Raw genomic sequence first — 15,627 nt, forward strand, 5'->3', positions numbered from 1 at the left:
CATCCGCTCTGCACCTCTGATGCCCGCTTGGATCGCACTCACCGCCGACGCGCTCAACGCGTATCTCGTCGCCGCGCAGCTCACTGCGCTGCGCACGAAAGCCCTCGCGCCTGGACAAGCCGATCCTTTCACCGAGATTGCGCCGGACATCATTCGGAAGGTCCGCAGCTACATCGCGTCCAACCCGGCGAACGCGGTCGACGCCGACGAGCTGACGATCCCGCCCGAGCTGAAGACGGACGTGTGCTATCTGATTCTCGGCCCGATGCTCGGTCGGCTCGGCATCGGCCTGACCAAGGATCAGGCGCAGCAGGTCGAGGTCGCGCGCAGCACGCTTGTGGCGCTGCGGGATAAAAAGCTCCTCGTCACTCGCCCCGCTGATGCGGTGACGCCCGACGTCCAGGGCGAAGGCGGCGTGACGATCGTCAGCGCGCCTCCGCGCGAGATGACGCGCGAATCCCTGGGAGGGCTCTTTTGATGACCGACGTATTTCCATCGCTCCCGCCGGCGCGCCCGGTGTTCAGCCGGCCCGGCGGAAAGACCAGGATGCTGAAATACATCCTGCCGCTGATCCCGCCGCACACGTGCTACTGCGAGCCGTTCTTCGGCGGCGGCGCCGTGTTCTTCGCGAAGCCGGAGAGCCCCGTCGAAGTCATCAACGATCGCGACGCGAGCCTGACCGCCCTCCTGCGCAACGCGAAATACCACCTCGACGCGCTGCTCGATGAGACGGACCTGATCCTGAACGCACGACGCGAGTTCGAGGACTTCGTCGAGCAGGAAGGACTCACGGAGATACAGCGCGCCGCGCGCTGGTTCGTCCGCAACAAGCTCTCGTTCGGCGGCAGCGGCGCGAATTACGCGATCGTGCGCACGCAGCCGCTCCCGTCGCGCACGAACCGCATGGTCGCGCTCCGCTCGCTCTCCGCGCGCCTCGATCGCACGAGCGTCGAGCAACGCGACTGGGCGCAGATCGTCGGGGCTTACGATGCGCCGGGCACGTTCTTCTTTTTCGATCCGCCGTATTTCGACGACGGCAGCGCGGCCTACGTCGGTTGGACGGAGGACGAGCTGCGCGCGTTCTGCACCCGCATCCAGCAGCTCCAAGGCGCGTGGATGATGACGTTCCAGGACTGCGCGCAAATCCGCGAGATGCTCGCGGGCTATCCGATCCAGGCGATCCAAAGGGCCAACGGCATTGGCAACCGCACCGGCAAGCGCGGTCGCACGTATGCCGAGGTGATCATCACTCACCGATGCAAGCCGGTCGCACGCAACGCGGCAAAGAAAGGGCGCACCGCATGATCGTCAACCGCCCCATGCCTTTCGTCGAGGCGCTCGGCGCCGCGCACGCGCGATCGCTGTTGCCGACCACCGGCCGCACCGTCGATCTGCAGCAGCTCGACGGTGGCGTGAAGCGGCGGGCGATGATGTCGGCCACCGTCGACACGGTGCAGCGCCTGCAGGAATATGCCGATGGGGTCGACTCGCTCCTGGCCGGCAACAAAAGCGAGGCTGAGGTGCGCGCCTGGCTGAAGGAGCAGATCGCCGCCGCCGGCTACCAGCCTGACCCGGAGCAGCGCGGCGGTCTCCAAGACCTCGGCTCGTCGCCCCGGCTGAACCTCATCCTGGAGACCAACGTCGCCACGGCGGAGGGCTACGGCCGTTACGTGCAGGGCGTGCAGCCCGACGTCCTCGACGAGTTCCCGGCGCAGGAGCTGTTCGACGCCGCGCCCGGTGGCGAACACCGCCGCGACTGGGCCGCGCGGTGGCAGGCGTGTGGCGGCGAGTTCTTCGGCCGTCGCATGATCGCGCTCAAGTCCGACCCGGTCTGGTCGCGACTCGGCGATCCGGACCGTTTCCCGGATGGGCTTGGCAACCCGTATCCGCCGTTTGCGTTCAACTCGAAGTGGGACGTGCGCGACATCGATCGCGACGAGGCGATCGATCTCGGCCTCCTCGCGCCCGACGAGACGGTCCCGGCGCCGACCGTCGACGACTTTTCCGCCGACCTGCAGGCGCCGCCCGACGTGCGCTCGTCCTGGCTGCGCGAGGCGATCGTCGCGCAAGGGCTCGGGCAGTTCGACGCCGACGGCGTGCTGCATTTCGCGGGAGGTGGGGGATGAGCGTGGGCATCGTGATCGACACCGCGGCGCCGATGCTGGAACGGGTGCGCACCGCCGCCCAAGTGGCGGGCCTCGTGCTGGTCGGCGCGCGGGCCGGCGGCAACCTCGTGCGCGACCACCTCATCGAGCTCAACGCGGCGCGCCATCACAAGGGCCGCAACTTTTACCTGCAGGCAGCGCGCAGCGTGAACACCGCGATCACACCCGAAGGTGCGGTGATCAACATCCCGCACCGGGGCATGCGCCAGCGTTTCCAGGGTGGCACGATCAAGCCGAAGCCCGGCCATCGCTTCGTCGCGTTTCCGGATGACAACGCGCCGGCCGAGGCGTTTCAGCTCATGCCGCGCGAGTGGCCGCACCACGATTTGGATCTCACGCATGCGCTCAATCCCCGCACCGGGCATCTGCAGTGGGCGCTCGTCCGTCGCGCGAGCACGGCGGTCAAGCTCACGCGCCGCAAGACGAAGGACGGCACGATCAAGACGGCGTGGAAGGCCACTGAAATCCGCCAAGGCGGTCAGGTGATCTACTGGCTTACCACCTCGGTCACGCAGCGGCCTGACCCGAGCGTGCTGCCCACGCCGCTCGATCTTGCGGCCGCCATCATCAGCCGGATGAACCAGCGCCTCGACCGCGCGGCCGGAGGCCAGGCGGCCCCGGCAGACAACTGACGCCATGCCCTTCCTCGCGACCACCGACCTCCTCAACGCCGTGAAGACGGCGCTCGCCTCGATCGGGCTGCCCGGCGGCCAGCCCGAGGAGAAGCTCTTCGAGCGCGTCGAGTTTCACGAAAACAAGCGCCTGAAGGAGGCGCTCACCCAGCTCGTCGTCACCGAGCAGCGCGTGGCGATCATCGTGCCCGGCGGCCACGCGTTCACGAACGTGAAGGAGGGCCGCACGATCCGGAGCATGCGGCGGTCGACCTTCGACATCCTGATCGCCGATCGCGACTGGGCCGACAACGGCCAGCAGGCGGTCTTCGGCGGTCCGGATGCAATTGGTGTCCTCACGATGGGCGACCTGGTCGTCGACCACTTCGCGCAAAACCCGCAGCTCGGTCTCGCCTACGTGGCGCTGCAGGTGGAGGACGGCGCCTCGATCACGCTCGCCGACGACGAGGTGAAAGACAGCCCCGGCCGCGAGTGCTTCGTCCTGGCTTACTCCACGCCGAGCGGCGAGCGCGTGATCCGCCCCACGCAGCCATGGGCCGAACCGGCCTGATTTTTCCACCGCATCCCGCAACCCAGCACATCCTCCCTATGAACACAGCCCGAAAAGTCATTGGCTCGCACGCCTTCTTCTTCCCCGACGGCGCGGCGTTTACGGTCCCCAATCCCGGCGGCGTCTGCGGCCGCAACCTCAAGCCCGGAGCCACCGATACCGGTTGGTTCGATCTCGGCGTGTCGAAGTGGAAGCACTCGCCGACGCACAAGATCGAAGATTTCGATGCGCCATCGCCCGGCGCGCGGATGCTCTACGACCGCATCGTGACCCGCAAGGGCAAGAAGCTCTCCGGCACGCTCATGGAGATGAGCAACCTCACGTGGCAACTCTTGATGGCGAGCCAGGAGCTGCCGCTCACCGGCGCGGGCGGTCAGTATAATCCGCTCGCCGGCGATCCGCTCATCCGCGGCTGGCTGCAGCTCCAGGACTACGATCAGCACAACACGCTGATCGGCACGACCGATTACTTCGTGTCGCTGGAGTTGCCCGGCGATGTGGAGTTTGGCGACAGCGCGCTCGATATCGGCGTCGATGCCTACGTGCTCTTCAGCCCATTGATGACGGGCTCGCTGAGCTGACGCCATGGCCGCGCCCACCACCGACGCTCCCGCCGCCATCGCGCTGCCCGCCGCCGCCCCGGTGGAGGAGCAGCCCGCTGCGATCGCGCTTGCGGATGCCGCACCGACGGGCGCGGCGCCGGCGGCCGTGGCGCTCACTCCGGCAGCTCTGATCGAAGATGCCCCCGTCGGCATCGCCGGTGCGGCTGCGGCGCCCGACGCCACACCGCCCGCCGGGATCGCCGTCAGCGGCAACGCGCCGGTTGAGGAGCCGCCGGAGGACATTGCGACCGCAATCGCTCCACCCACCGCCGCTGCGCCCACCGGCCACGCGTTGCCCGATACCACCCCCGCGGCCGGAGCGCCCGCTGCCGTGGCGCTGTCGGCCGCGGCACCCACGGCACTCGCCCCGGCCCGCGCACCGGTCGGCGTTTTTCGCCCCACCGCCGAGCCGCCCCGCGCGCGCGGCTACACCGTCACCACCTCCGATCCCACCGACCTCAACGTGAATACACCCATCCTCCGAATCGAAGGCGCTCTCGCCCTCAACGCCATCCGCGGCCAGACGCGCCTGCCTGCCGCCTCGATCCTCACACGCGTGCAGGTCGAGATCCAGGAGCCGCCCGTCGGCGCCGGCGCAGAGATCACGCTCGTGGATGCCGACGGCGATCCCGTCGGCGTGCCGCCCGTCACCGTGGCCATCGCCGACGGCGAGACCTTTGGCGAGACCGTGCTCGCCACGCCGGTCTCGCTCCTGGCGGGAGCCAATCTCCGGGCGAAGGTCACCGGCATCGGGAGCGAACAGCCCGGCGGCTTCGCCACCCTCACACTCTTCACCCAGCTCGGCGCTTGAGCCGGCACCCCCTCCACTTCCTATGAAACGCTTCCTCTTTCTTCTTTCGTTCCTGGCCGCCGCGCTCGGAAGCGCGATGGCGCAAACCGTCGCCATTCCGTGGCGCAACATCAGCCTCACGCCGACGACGCTCTCCGGCTACGGCATCACCGATGCGCAGCCGCTCGACAGCGACCTCACCTCGATCGCCGCGCTGTCGACCACGACCTTCGGTCGCTCGCTCCTGGCCTTCGCCAGCGCGAATAGCTCCGTCCTTTACACCGATGGCTCCGGCAACTGGGTGCTCGGCACTACGCTTCCCGCCGTCTCCGGCGCGAATCTCACCGCGCTCAACGCATCGCAGCTCACCACCGGCACGCTCCCCGCCGCGCGTCTGCCGGCCTTCACGGGCGACGTGACGACGAGCGCGGGCAGCGCGGCGACCACGCTCGCGACGGTCAACAGCAACGTCGGCACCTTCGGCAGCGCGACGCAGTCGCTGACGCTCGCACTCGACGCCAAGGGCCGCATCACCTCCGCGGCCGCGCAGGCGATCACCCCCGCGTGGAGCGCGATCACGAGCAAGCCGACGACGCTAAGCGGCTATGGTATAACGGATGCGTATACGTCGCCCACCGTCGACCAGATGGTGAGCGCGCGCGTTGTGCGAGATGCGCTTTATAGCGACGGTGCGACGAGCAACCGCGCGGTGGTGTGGACACCAGGCATTAGGGGCGCCGTCGCAGGCCAGTCGATCACGATCCCGTTCGAGTTCGACGTGCCGACGAGCAATCCATCGACCGCCTCGCGGATCGCCGCGTTCGTGCCCACCGCCACGACGGCGGTCTTTGCGGCCGCCAACTCGCTCGAGGTGCTGCTCTACACATCGGGCGGGCTACTCATCCGGCAACTGGGCACCACGACGTCGGATTACCGCCAGTTTGAATGGACTGGCTTCCGCGCAGCCTATTCCGGCGCCAAAGGGTTGCGCGGCGCGGTCGTGTTCACCGGCAACTCCACGAGCACGCCCACCGTCTTTGTGCAGGGCGCGGACATATCGGCGAACTTCACCGCAGCGACCGGCGGCACGCCGCCCAATTGGATTCCGTCGGGCTTGGACACTACTGTCTTCCTCGTCGGCTTCAATTGGCCGTCCGGCCGATTGGTTCCGCATGCTCCCAGACTCGGCGCGTGGACCGCGAGTGAAGCGGCCGAGTGGAGTTCGACGGGACGTGTGCCTGTGTGGGACGAGACCAATGCAGGCAATGCAGCGAAGCTCTCCAGCGACTTTGCGACCTCGACCGGCTGGGTGCTGACCGGCGCCACGACGATCTCCGCCGGCAAGCTAAACCTCTCCGCCAGCGACAGCGCGTACATGTCAGGATCGCCCATTTTCGCCGGCACAAAATACACGTTCACGGTGAACGTGGATTCGGTCACCGCGGGCTCGGTGAATTACTACAACGGGGCAAGCTATATCTCCTTCGCGACCGCGCCAGGCACCTACACGATCAGCTTCACGGCCGCTGCCACCTACCTGAGCGGTGCGGCCCTGCAATCGCAGGGAGGCAATGCGGTGTGCGACAACTACACACTCCGCGTTTTGGGGCCGCTCTTCCGGCCGGTAGTCCAGCCGATTGCGATCGTCGCCGACGCCACGACCAACGGCATCGCCGGTGTGCTGACCGGCATGACGCCGCTCACGACCCGCCGCGACTGGGTCATCCAGGCTAACACGAGCACCAACGGCAACCAGCAGCTCCTCGGCGCGTCGCCGTTCTTCGACTACACGCGCAACGTCATCGACGATTGGGTGGTGAACAACAAGGGCGGCAGTTCACGCACCATCTCCCTCGGGTCGGCTTCCGGCGGCTCGCAATACCTCTCGGGCGGCACGGCCGCCGGCGGCCGCAATGTGCCCACGCTCGCCACCCGCGTCATCGGCTCGTCCACGCTCTGGGTCAACAGCAACGGCACCGACTCCCTGCAGCACACCATTCGCGGCCACCTCGTCGACTGAGCTCCACCCATGAAAATGTTACGCTTCCTCTCCCTCTGCCTACTCTCCGTCATCGCGTGCGGCAGCCTGTTCGCGCAAGACGACACGCCCGCGGAGCCCATCGCCTTCGACGTGACGTTCTCCGCGCCTGTCGACGCCACACATTTCACGGCGTCCTCCGCGCCGGCAGTCGGCGCGCACATCCTCGCGATCACCGCCGAGGGGTATGTTTTCCAACTCGTCGCCGAGGATGGGCATCTGCTCAACAAAGGCGCCGTCTTCGGCGTCAACGTCGCGGCGCCGAGCGAAGCCGCGGCCCCGGCCGACATCCGCGCCGCCATCGCAGCGACCATCCCCGCACCATGACCGCGATCACCGACACCCCTCCGGCCCGCACAGCGATGGTCTTTGCGGGCGAAATCTTCGATGGCGCCACCTCCGACCATCCCCTGATCCGCAACACCGCCGGTGAGACTTTCGCCGTGCGCGTGCGTGCCATGCCAGCGCGCCACCTGGGCCGCATTCTGCAGCTCTGTATCGACGAGGCCGCGACCGTCGAGTTCGTCACCCAGATCGCCGTCGTCGATCCCTCGACGGGTGTGCTCGCCGAGTGGAGCGCGGCTTCGGCCGACTGGGTCGACACGCTCGACGACGCCTCCCACGTGCTTCTCTATGAGGCGGCGAAGCGCCTAAATTTTATCCGCGCGGCGGCCTGGGCGGAGAGGCAGATCGCCGCGAAGCAATTTCAGGGGCCTCTCCTGATGAAAGCGAACCAGGCACTGAGCCCGCTCATGGAGCAGATGGTTGGTTTGATTCTCTCATCGTTGAAGTCGCAAGGATTACTGGGCGCACCTTCGACGAAGTCTTAGACGGCTACACGCTCCACCAACTCCTGCTCGTGCGCCGTGCGGAACGTCAGGCCGAAGCCCGTGCCGCTCTCGCGCAACTGCACGCCGCCCGGCAGGCCATCCCCGCCAGCCTCAGCGACAAATCAGAACAGCAGCGCCCCTTCGCCCTCTACGAGACCTCACTCATCGCCCAGGCCAACGGCACGTCCGCCAAGCCCAAACGCCGCTGGGCACCGAGCCAGAAGCGCCGGCCTCAGCCTGGGCCAAACGGCGGCGCCCACGGCCCGGAGAAAGCCCAGACCGTGACGAGCGCCAGCAGCAGCACAAGCAGACCCACGATAATCACGCCCACACCGTAACCCGATCCCGATGGCCGATCAAGACTCCACGCTCCAAATCCTCATCGACGTGCGCGCCCGCCTCGCCGCGATCGACGATTCGTTGCGCGGTCTCGGGCAGGTGGAAAAGGCCGCCGCCAAATCCGGCGACGCGCTGCTGGAGCAGGGCAAAGCCGCCGCGGAGACCGGCGGCAAACTGCTCGACGCGGCCCAGCAGCAGACCGCGCTGGCGGAGGCATCGCGCGAGGCGACGAAGGGCGCCGAGGCGCAGCGCGATGCGCTGCACCAAACGACGCAACAGATCGCCGAAACGGCGGAGAAGATCGCGCAGACCGCGCACGAGCAAGTCGTGCTGCAGGGGGCGACGAAGGAGGCCGCCCAGGCGACCGCGGCGCAGGGTGCGGCGATCCAGCAGACCACCGCCCAGATCGCCACCACGAGCGAGCGCACGGCTGTGCTCACCGACAAGCTCCTGGAATCGCAGGAGGCTTTCCGCGTCGTGAAGGATGCCAGCACCTCCTTCACCGGGATGCTGCGCACCGGTCTCGGGATCGACCTCGCGCGGCGCGGTCTCGACCTGCTCGTTGGCACGCTCAAGGAAGCCGCCACGCACAGCTTCGAGGTGGCCGCCCAGCTCAAGGACACCGCGACCAACATCGGAATATCGGTCGAAAGTTTCCAAGTGCTGCGCGACATGACGGTGAACGCGGGCGGCAGCGTGGAGGCCCTCACCGGTGCGCTCAACGACCAGCAGCGCAGCCTCGTGCAGGCCCGCAACGTCAACAGCGGCGCGGCCGCCGCCTATCGCCAGTTGAACCTCGATGCCGCGCGTCTCGCGAACCTCCCGGTGGAGCGGCAATTCGAGCAGATCGCCTTCGCGATCTCACACGCGACCGATAAGCAGGCCGCCTATGCCGCGGCGTCGCAAATTCTCGGCACGCGCAATCTGCCGCAACTGCGGCAGGCGCTGCGCGACCTCGCGGTCGAAGGCTACGACAAGGTCAAGGAGAGCGCCGAGGGTGCGGGCCGCTTCATGTCGGCCGAGACCATCGCCCGGCTCGCGGCCGCCAAACAAGGGCTTGCCAATGGCAAAGACATCCTGACCGCCAAGATCGGCGAGGACTTCGCCTCGGCCCTGAAATTCTTTGGCCAGGAAGTGACCGTGCCCCAGCCGGAGACGAAATCAGCCAAGGAAATCGATGCCGCCAAAAAGCAGGCGGAGCAGCGCGAGGCGCTGGCGGAGGCCACCGCCAAGCTCGCCAGCAACGAGCGCTCCCTCGCCGTCGCGCAGGCCGATGGCACTGCCGGCACCGCGGAGAAAGACTTCACGATTCTCGCGCACCTCGCGCAGCAGAAGACGCTCCTCGAACAGATCGTGGCACTGCGCGAGGCCATGCCGCTGGCCATCGAGGATGCCGAGACCGAACCGAAGCGCGCCGACGAAATCGACGCCTTGCGTGCGCGCATCCGCGCCCTCCAAAACGAAATTCAGGCGCGCAATGGCGTCGGACCGACGGCCTTCGACCAGCGCAAAGAAAAATTTCGCGCCTTCAACGAACCGACCCCGTTTACGACGGCCACGAATCGGGACCCGCGACTCAACGCCAGCGAAGGCGTGGCAGCCGGCGCGATGGACTGGGTGTCCTCGCTCGGTTCGCAGGGCGATCAGGTGGCAGCCGCCATGCAGTCGAGCATCGGCGCCACGGTGCAGAGCATCAGCGAAGGCATTTACGGCTGGATCACGGGGACCGAAAGCTTTGGCGATGCGATGATGAATCTGGGCAGCACGATCCTGCAAACGATGCTGCAGACGATCATCCAGATGGGGGTGCAATGGCTGATCAACGCCGTGCTCATCAAGACGGGGATGATCTCGATCGAGGCGACGGGCGATGCGTTGCGCACCGCGCGCGTGGTCAAGGAAAATGCCGCTGAAGTGGCCACGCTGCCGGCCAAAACGGCCGGCGCGGCGGCCTCCGGCATCTCCAGCTACGGCGTGGCGCTGGCTTTTGGCGCACTGGCGATCGCCGTCGTGCTCGGAGCGATGAGCATGTTCGATACGGGCGGCTACACCGGCGATGGTGGCGTGAAGGAGATCGCGGGTATCGCGCACAGAGGTGAGGTGATTTTCTCCCAAGACGATGTGGCTCGCCACGGCGGACCGGCGGCAGTCGAGGCGATGCGCCTCGGCGATGGCGCGGGCGCGATCGAGGCGATGCCCGTCGCGATGCCGGCGCCGCTCTCCGCGCCGGCCACCGGCTCGCCGATCGCGGCCGGCGCGGCGCTCGCCGCAGCCGCTGCGGCGGCCGCGACGCGGCAAAAACCTTCGCGCACAGTGGTCGTCGATAGTCGTCGGCTCGCGGAGCAACTCCGCGACGACCCGGCGTTTTTCACCACCGTGCAGGATATGATTACCGGCAACCCCGGCGCCTTCGGCATCGCGTCATGAGTTTCGCGCTCTGCACATTCGGCGGACGAGATTTCGCGCTGTTGCTCTTCACTCCCCAGGTGGCGGAGGATGGCTCGCTCGCGGTCACCTATGCGTTTTCGACGCAGGTGGACATGGGCGAGAGCGGCCGCGAGACGCGCGAGCCCGGTCACCCCGATCTGCGCCTCAAGCAGAGCTGCGAATACTTGCTGCCCACCTCCGCCGACGCCGCGGCCCTGCGCGCAAGGCTCGCCACGTTGGGCGACACGCTCGTCGCGGTGCCCCTGTGGATCGATCGTCTGGCCGGTGCGGCTTGGGCGGACCGCGTGCACACGGCCCCGCTCCTCGTTCGGTTCAGCGATGGCGCGATCGTCGACGGAGCATCGGAGCTCGATCCCGACCAGGAGTATGCGCCCCTGCTCGTCGGCCGCTACGAGGAGCAAATCGAAGCGGCACCGTGGACCGACGAAGGGGCGGGCTGCCGCACGTCGATCGCGATCGTGGAGGACGCCGCGTGGGACTATCGCGTGGCGCCGGTCGATACGGTGGCGCCTGGGACCTGGCCTGCCGGTCTCGTGCCCACCTACACGGGCAACATCGACCGCGGAGACAGCGGCCGCGAATACGTGGCGCTCGGCGCCGGTCGCGAGCGGGGAGTGGAGCATCAGGAGATGGCGTTCCGCTGGGGGCAGGAGGCTGCGTTCAAGCTCAAAAGTCGCGCCGAAATCCGCCTGTTGCTCGCCACATTCGCCGCGCACCTCGGGCGCTGGCGCGCGTTGACCATGCCGTGGTGGTTTCGGCCGGGTGCCGATACGCCCGAGACACCGCAGGCCACGCGGGTGCGATTCGCCAGCGACAGCATCGAGCTCTCGTTCAGCGGCGGCGCCTGCGCCGCGGTGAAGCTGGCCTTCTGGCAGGTGCCGTGGGAAGCGGAGCCGATCGAAGACGAGGAGCCGGAGCAGGCCGGCACAGCCTGGCTCTATCGCCACAAGCTCGATGTGCCAGGGGGGCCTCTCTTCTGGCGCTACACGGATTACGCCCGGCCGATCACTCTCGTGGAGGAAGGCGACGATGTGACCTACTTCCCGGCGAAGATCGAGCACGACAAGCTCACTCACGGCTACATGCTCGATGACGATCCCTCAAAGCTGAAGGGATTCGTGGCCGATGGGCACCCGTGGATGCTGGTCGTTGCCCGCATGTTGCAGGCGCCGCTGCAGATCGATATTTTCCGCCTCACTCCGGAGGTCGAGGGTGCGACGCCCGTGCTGCGTTATTCGGGCGAAATCGCCGACGTGACCGGCAAGGGCCGCAGCCTCAGCGCCACCACGACCGTGCTCGGTGGCACCCTCGATATCAAGGTGCCCAACTTCTACATCCAAGAGGACTGCAACCACGACTTCTGTAGCGGCGGCTGCGGGCTCGTGATCGACAACTGGACATTCACCGTCGAAGTGACGGCGATCGATGGCGCGGTGCTGCATGCGCAGGTGATCAGCAATCCGCCGGGCGCGACGCTCGCCGATGATTTCTTCGCCAACGGCGATGCCGACAAAGGCAGCGGCACAACATATGAGGCGGTCGAGATCGTGCGCAGCGTCGATCTCGGCGGCGGCGAGCAATCCCTCACGCTCGCGCGCGCGTTCACCGCACTGGCAGTGGGAGACACGATTGCGATCCGTCCCAACTGTTCCGGCACTTGGGCGGAGTGCCAGCGCTACGGCAACACGATCAACTACGGCGGTCACAGGCACGTGGGCAGCGACAATATCTCCGTGCCGCAGCCGCAGAGCCAGACTGCGGGAGGCAAAAAATGAGACCTTGGGTGCACACTGACGAACGTCGCGCCGCCCTTTGGCGCGAGATGCAGAGCTGGGAGGGCACGCCATTTTTCGCGCACAACGCGAGCAAGGGGCATGGCGTGGACTGCGTGCGGCTCCAAATGGAAATCTTCGCCGGCGCCGGCGCGATCGCACGCGTCCCGTTGCCGGCTTACACACTGGACCACGCGAAACACACCACGCGTCCGCAGTTGCTGCTCTGGCTCCTCACGGCGCCAGAGCTGGCGGGTCGGCTGGTCATGGTCTCGCCCGCGGGCCGACTCATGACCGGGGATCTCCTCGGCGTAAATTGCGGGCGCGTCGATCACCACCTGGCGAGCGTCACGCCATGGGGCGACGCGATCCACGCGGTCGATCCCACCGGCGTGATTCGCACTCCACTCGACGACCCAAAGTTGCGCGGCCGCATCGTGTATGCGTTACGCCTGATGGAGGTCGCGTCATGAGCATGGGCGGCGGCACGCCGAGCCCGGCACCCACCGTGGCCGGCATCGAGCCCGATGATACCAGCTCGAATCAGAAGGCCACGCCGGCGCGCTGGTTCATCGGCGAGGATTGGTGCCCGCTTACGTGGCTGGTGACAGCGCCGCTGAACGTAGAATACAAGGACATCCGGACAAAAACCGGCAAGAGCGAGACAGTGACCGGCCACGACATTTTCGGCGATGTGGCGGGGCTCGCCTGCATCGGCCTCACCGACGCGGTCCTCGAGATCGAGAGCGCGCGCAGGACCGTGTGGAGCGGCACGGTCACCCGGCCGGATGACCCGGCGCACCCGGACTACTGGCGCGCGAAGATCCCGTTCAGCGGCGGCACCTATTATCACTACTGGGGGCGGGCCGATCAGCCGATCGACGACATCCTCCTCGGGCCGCTCGGCGCCGCCTCGCCGGCGTTGGCGCATCCGGCGTATCGCTACCAGAGTTACGGCGTCATCAAGCGTTACGACTTCCAACGCAACAACAGCGTGCCGAGCACGCGCGTGAAACTGCGGCGCGTGCCGCGTCCGGCCTTGGGCAATTTTCCCGCGCAAAACAGCGCCCAAGGCGAGAGCCTCGTGGCTGGTGCGCTGGAGCTGCTGACGAGCACGCTCTTCGGCGCCGGGCTCGATGCGGCGCGCTTCACCGCCGCGCAGTGGGAAGCGCTGAGCGCGGCGGTGATCGCGCGCGCCGGGTGCCATGCGCCTTCACTCACGCGCGATCGCGCGGTGCGGGAAGTCGTGAAGGATTTTTTCCGCTACTTCGATGGGTGGGCGCGACTCGAAGCGGGCAAGATCGTGCCGGGGATGTTCCCCCACGACGGCACCGTGCCGGGCGGGCTCACGGAGATATCGCACCACGATATCGTGGGCACCCCAACCATCGGCGCGCCAGCCTTCGCGAAGACGGTCAACTCCATCACGCTCAAATTCCGCGACGGCGCGCAGAAACTGCGCGAGGACATCGTGGCCGAAACAGCCCGCGCCAACGCCCGCGCGCGCAAGCGCACGCAACCGGTGTCAGTCGACGGCACGGCCATCATCGACCGCACGCAGGCGGGCCAGTTCGCCGCTGAGGCGGCGCGCACGGGGGCCGAAGGTGACAGCAAGGGCAGTTTCGACGTCCGCCGGCCGAAGATCGGCGGACTGAATGCCGGCGATAATTTCCTCCTCGACTGGCTGCCCTACCAACTCGACCAGGTCTCACGCATCACGAAGCTTGCGGAGACTTACCGCGGACCAACGACAGTCACCTACATCGGCGAACGCGGAGTGCGGCCGCTGCCGTATCGCGCGCCGGCCGGGCCTCAACCATCACTTCTCGCCGCCGTGCCGACCCCCGTGGCCGACGCGCGTGTGCTAGAGCTTACGAGCGCCCTCGCGCTCACTCCGGCCGGCCTTTACATCGCGCTGCTGGCCAAACGCCCGCCGTCGCAGCATCCCGAGTTCGCACTGACCGCAAAGACAGTGATCAGCCTCTCGCTCTGGCACTCACCCGATGGCGCGAGTTACGATCTGCTCGGCACCCAGTCTGGCTGGGCCGTGCGCGGCGTATTGCGTTCGGCCGTCGCGGAGGACACGGCCGAAACCGTCGTGCAGATGACGCTCGACGCCGATAATCTCGACCGCGATCGACTGGCGTCGGTGAGCGCCGAAGACCAGGCCGATGATCGGCTCCTGGTCGTCGTGGGCAACGAGGTGATGTCGGCCGGCAGCATGGCGATCGATGGAGACGATTGGGACGTCACTTGCCTGCGTGCCCGCCAAGGATCGCTGGCTGCCGCGGCTGCATCAGGCGCGGAAGTGTGGCTCGTTTATCGCGACGAACTCAGCCGCTTTACGCATCGCCGCTTCATCGAGGATACCGACCGATATTTCAAACTGCAGCCCTTTACTAGCGGCGCCGGCGTCGACCTGGCAGACGTCGATCCGCTGTCCTACCACTTCCGCGACCGCGCCGACGAACTGCCGGTCGTGGTGATCGACGCGCTGGCCAGCGGCCTCAAGACCGCATTGCCCTACGACGTCACAGGCGACATCACCGATCTCAACGGCGATCTGGTGAGTTTCTCGATCAATGCCGTGCGGCTAAGCAGCGGCGTGATCGTAGATACGCTGACGCTGCAGGCGGGAGACTTCGGACCGGATGACACCGCGGCTTACGCGTTCGCGACGAAGGTGGTATTTCCCACTGCGGGGACGTGGCGCATTGCCGTGCGCGCCTACGACGCGCGAGGCGGTTACACGGATGAAGAGACGGGGGATTTGGCGGTCGCCGCCAACGATGCGGCTGGCGGATATGTCGACTACCGTTTCCAGCGCAGCGCGACGACACCTGCCACGCCGACGGGGGACGTGCCCGCCGGCTGGCTCGATGCGCCGCCCGCCGGCAGCGATCCTCTGTGGATGAGCAAAGGCTTCAAGGCCGCGGGCGGGGCGCTGGTCGGCGTCTGGTCGACGCCCGTGCGTTTGACCGGCGCCGATGGCGCGGCGGGCGCGGCGGGCGACAGCATTTTCGTCGAATACTCGGTCGACGGCGCGACGAGCTGGCATGAGCCGTTCGTGGACGGCGATATCTACATGAGGCAAAAGATCGGCGCAGGCGGCACCTGGAGCGGGGCGATGCGGATCGTCGCGGAGACATCGCCGACGAGCGTAGCCACGCCGACTTTCAGCTTTAGCCCCGCGAAATACGCGACATCGGCAGTGTCGAGCACCGTCACGTTGAGTTGCGCGACCGCCGGTGCAGCGATTTGGTATTCCTATAACGGCGAAACTTCGCCCTACACGGGACCCTTCCTCGCCGCGCAACTAAAAGGCATAACCGCGTGGGCGGAAAAGACGGGCATGATCCCGTCAGACAGCGCGTGGGACATGTACGAGAATAACACGTAGGCAGCAGGCATGCAGAGGGCCTTCCAAGAGGTTGCAACGCACACGCCATGCACCTCTTGGA

Annotated in this window: 15 protein-coding genes; all 15 read left to right on the plus strand. The window is 67.1% G+C overall.

Features of this window, described 5'->3' with window-relative positions:
• Window positions 1-19 precede the first annotated feature (19 nt).
• Genes K0B96_RS06620 through K0B96_RS06690 form a run of 15 tightly spaced genes read left to right on the plus strand, consistent with a single transcriptional unit; the run spans window position 20 to window position 15,566 of the window.
• The gene (locus K0B96_RS06620) at window positions 20-478 is read left to right on the plus strand and encodes a hypothetical protein (protein ID WP_220165244.1); all 459 of its coding nucleotides are present in this window, start codon (window positions 20-22) and stop codon (window positions 476-478) included.
• A complete protein-coding gene (locus tag K0B96_RS06625) occupies window positions 478-1,305 on the plus strand; it encodes a DNA adenine methylase (protein WP_220165246.1) in 828 nt (275 codons plus the stop codon). The genes K0B96_RS06620 and K0B96_RS06625 overlap by 1 nt, the downstream gene beginning before the upstream one ends.
• A complete protein-coding gene (locus K0B96_RS06630; protein ID WP_220165248.1) occupies window positions 1,302-2,126 on the plus strand; it encodes a hypothetical protein in 825 nt (274 codons plus the stop codon). Before K0B96_RS06625 ends, K0B96_RS06630 begins: the two co-directional genes overlap by 4 nt.
• Window positions 2,123-2,797: a hypothetical protein gene (locus K0B96_RS06635; protein WP_220165250.1), complete on the plus strand. Its 675-nt coding sequence runs from the start codon at window positions 2,123-2,125 to the stop codon at window positions 2,795-2,797. Before K0B96_RS06630 ends, K0B96_RS06635 begins: the two co-directional genes overlap by 4 nt.
• A gap of 4 nt (window positions 2,798-2,801) precedes the next feature.
• Window positions 2,802-3,347, plus strand: a complete 546-nt coding sequence (locus tag K0B96_RS06640) for a hypothetical protein (RefSeq protein WP_220165252.1) — start codon at window positions 2,802-2,804, stop codon at window positions 3,345-3,347.
• 38 nt (window positions 3,348-3,385) lie between these two features.
• Window positions 3,386-3,928 (plus strand): hypothetical protein, encoded by a 543-nt coding sequence (locus K0B96_RS06645; protein WP_220165253.1) that lies wholly within the window; start codon window positions 3,386-3,388, stop codon window positions 3,926-3,928.
• Window positions 3,929-3,932: 4 nt separating this feature from the next.
• On the plus strand, window positions 3,933-4,760 hold the full coding sequence (locus K0B96_RS06650) for a hypothetical protein (RefSeq protein ID WP_220165263.1): 828 nt from the start codon (window positions 3,933-3,935) through the stop codon (window positions 4,758-4,760).
• A 22-nt stretch (window positions 4,761-4,782) separates the two neighbouring features.
• Window positions 4,783-6,759, plus strand: a complete 1,977-nt coding sequence (locus K0B96_RS06655) for a hypothetical protein (RefSeq protein ID WP_220165265.1) — start codon at window positions 4,783-4,785, stop codon at window positions 6,757-6,759.
• 9 nt (window positions 6,760-6,768) lie between these two features.
• On the plus strand, window positions 6,769-7,104 hold the full coding sequence (locus K0B96_RS06660) for a hypothetical protein (protein WP_220165267.1): 336 nt from the start codon (window positions 6,769-6,771) through the stop codon (window positions 7,102-7,104).
• Window positions 7,101-7,607, plus strand: a complete 507-nt coding sequence (locus K0B96_RS06665; protein ID WP_220165269.1) for a hypothetical protein — start codon at window positions 7,101-7,103, stop codon at window positions 7,605-7,607. The genes K0B96_RS06660 and K0B96_RS06665 overlap by 4 nt, the downstream gene beginning before the upstream one ends.
• 29 nt (window positions 7,608-7,636) lie before the next feature.
• Window positions 7,637-7,945 carry a hypothetical protein gene (locus K0B96_RS06670; protein ID WP_220165271.1) on the plus strand — a complete coding sequence of 103 codons (309 nt, stop codon included), beginning with the start codon at window positions 7,637-7,639 and terminating at the stop codon, window positions 7,943-7,945.
• A 10-nt stretch (window positions 7,946-7,955) separates the two neighbouring features.
• Window positions 7,956-10,373, plus strand: coding sequence for a coiled-coil domain-containing protein (locus K0B96_RS06675; RefSeq protein ID WP_220165273.1), 2,418 nt, complete (start codon window positions 7,956-7,958; stop codon window positions 10,371-10,373).
• Window positions 10,370-12,169, plus strand: coding sequence for a phage BR0599 family protein (locus K0B96_RS06680; RefSeq protein WP_220165275.1), 1,800 nt, complete (start codon window positions 10,370-10,372; stop codon window positions 12,167-12,169). Before K0B96_RS06675 ends, K0B96_RS06680 begins: the two co-directional genes overlap by 4 nt.
• Before the next feature lie 8 nt (window positions 12,170-12,177).
• Window positions 12,178-12,639, plus strand: coding sequence for a hypothetical protein (locus K0B96_RS06685; RefSeq protein WP_220165277.1), 462 nt, complete (start codon window positions 12,178-12,180; stop codon window positions 12,637-12,639).
• Window positions 12,636-15,566 carry a chitobiase/beta-hexosaminidase C-terminal domain-containing protein gene (locus K0B96_RS06690; RefSeq protein WP_220165279.1) on the plus strand — a complete coding sequence of 977 codons (2,931 nt, stop codon included), beginning with the start codon at window positions 12,636-12,638 and terminating at the stop codon, window positions 15,564-15,566. The genes K0B96_RS06685 and K0B96_RS06690 overlap by 4 nt, the downstream gene beginning before the upstream one ends.
• Window positions 15,567-15,627 lie beyond the last annotated feature (61 nt).

This window comes from Horticoccus luteus (assembly GCF_019464535.1).
Taxonomy (GTDB): Bacteria; Verrucomicrobiota; Verrucomicrobiia; order Opitutales; family Opitutaceae; genus Horticoccus; species Horticoccus luteus.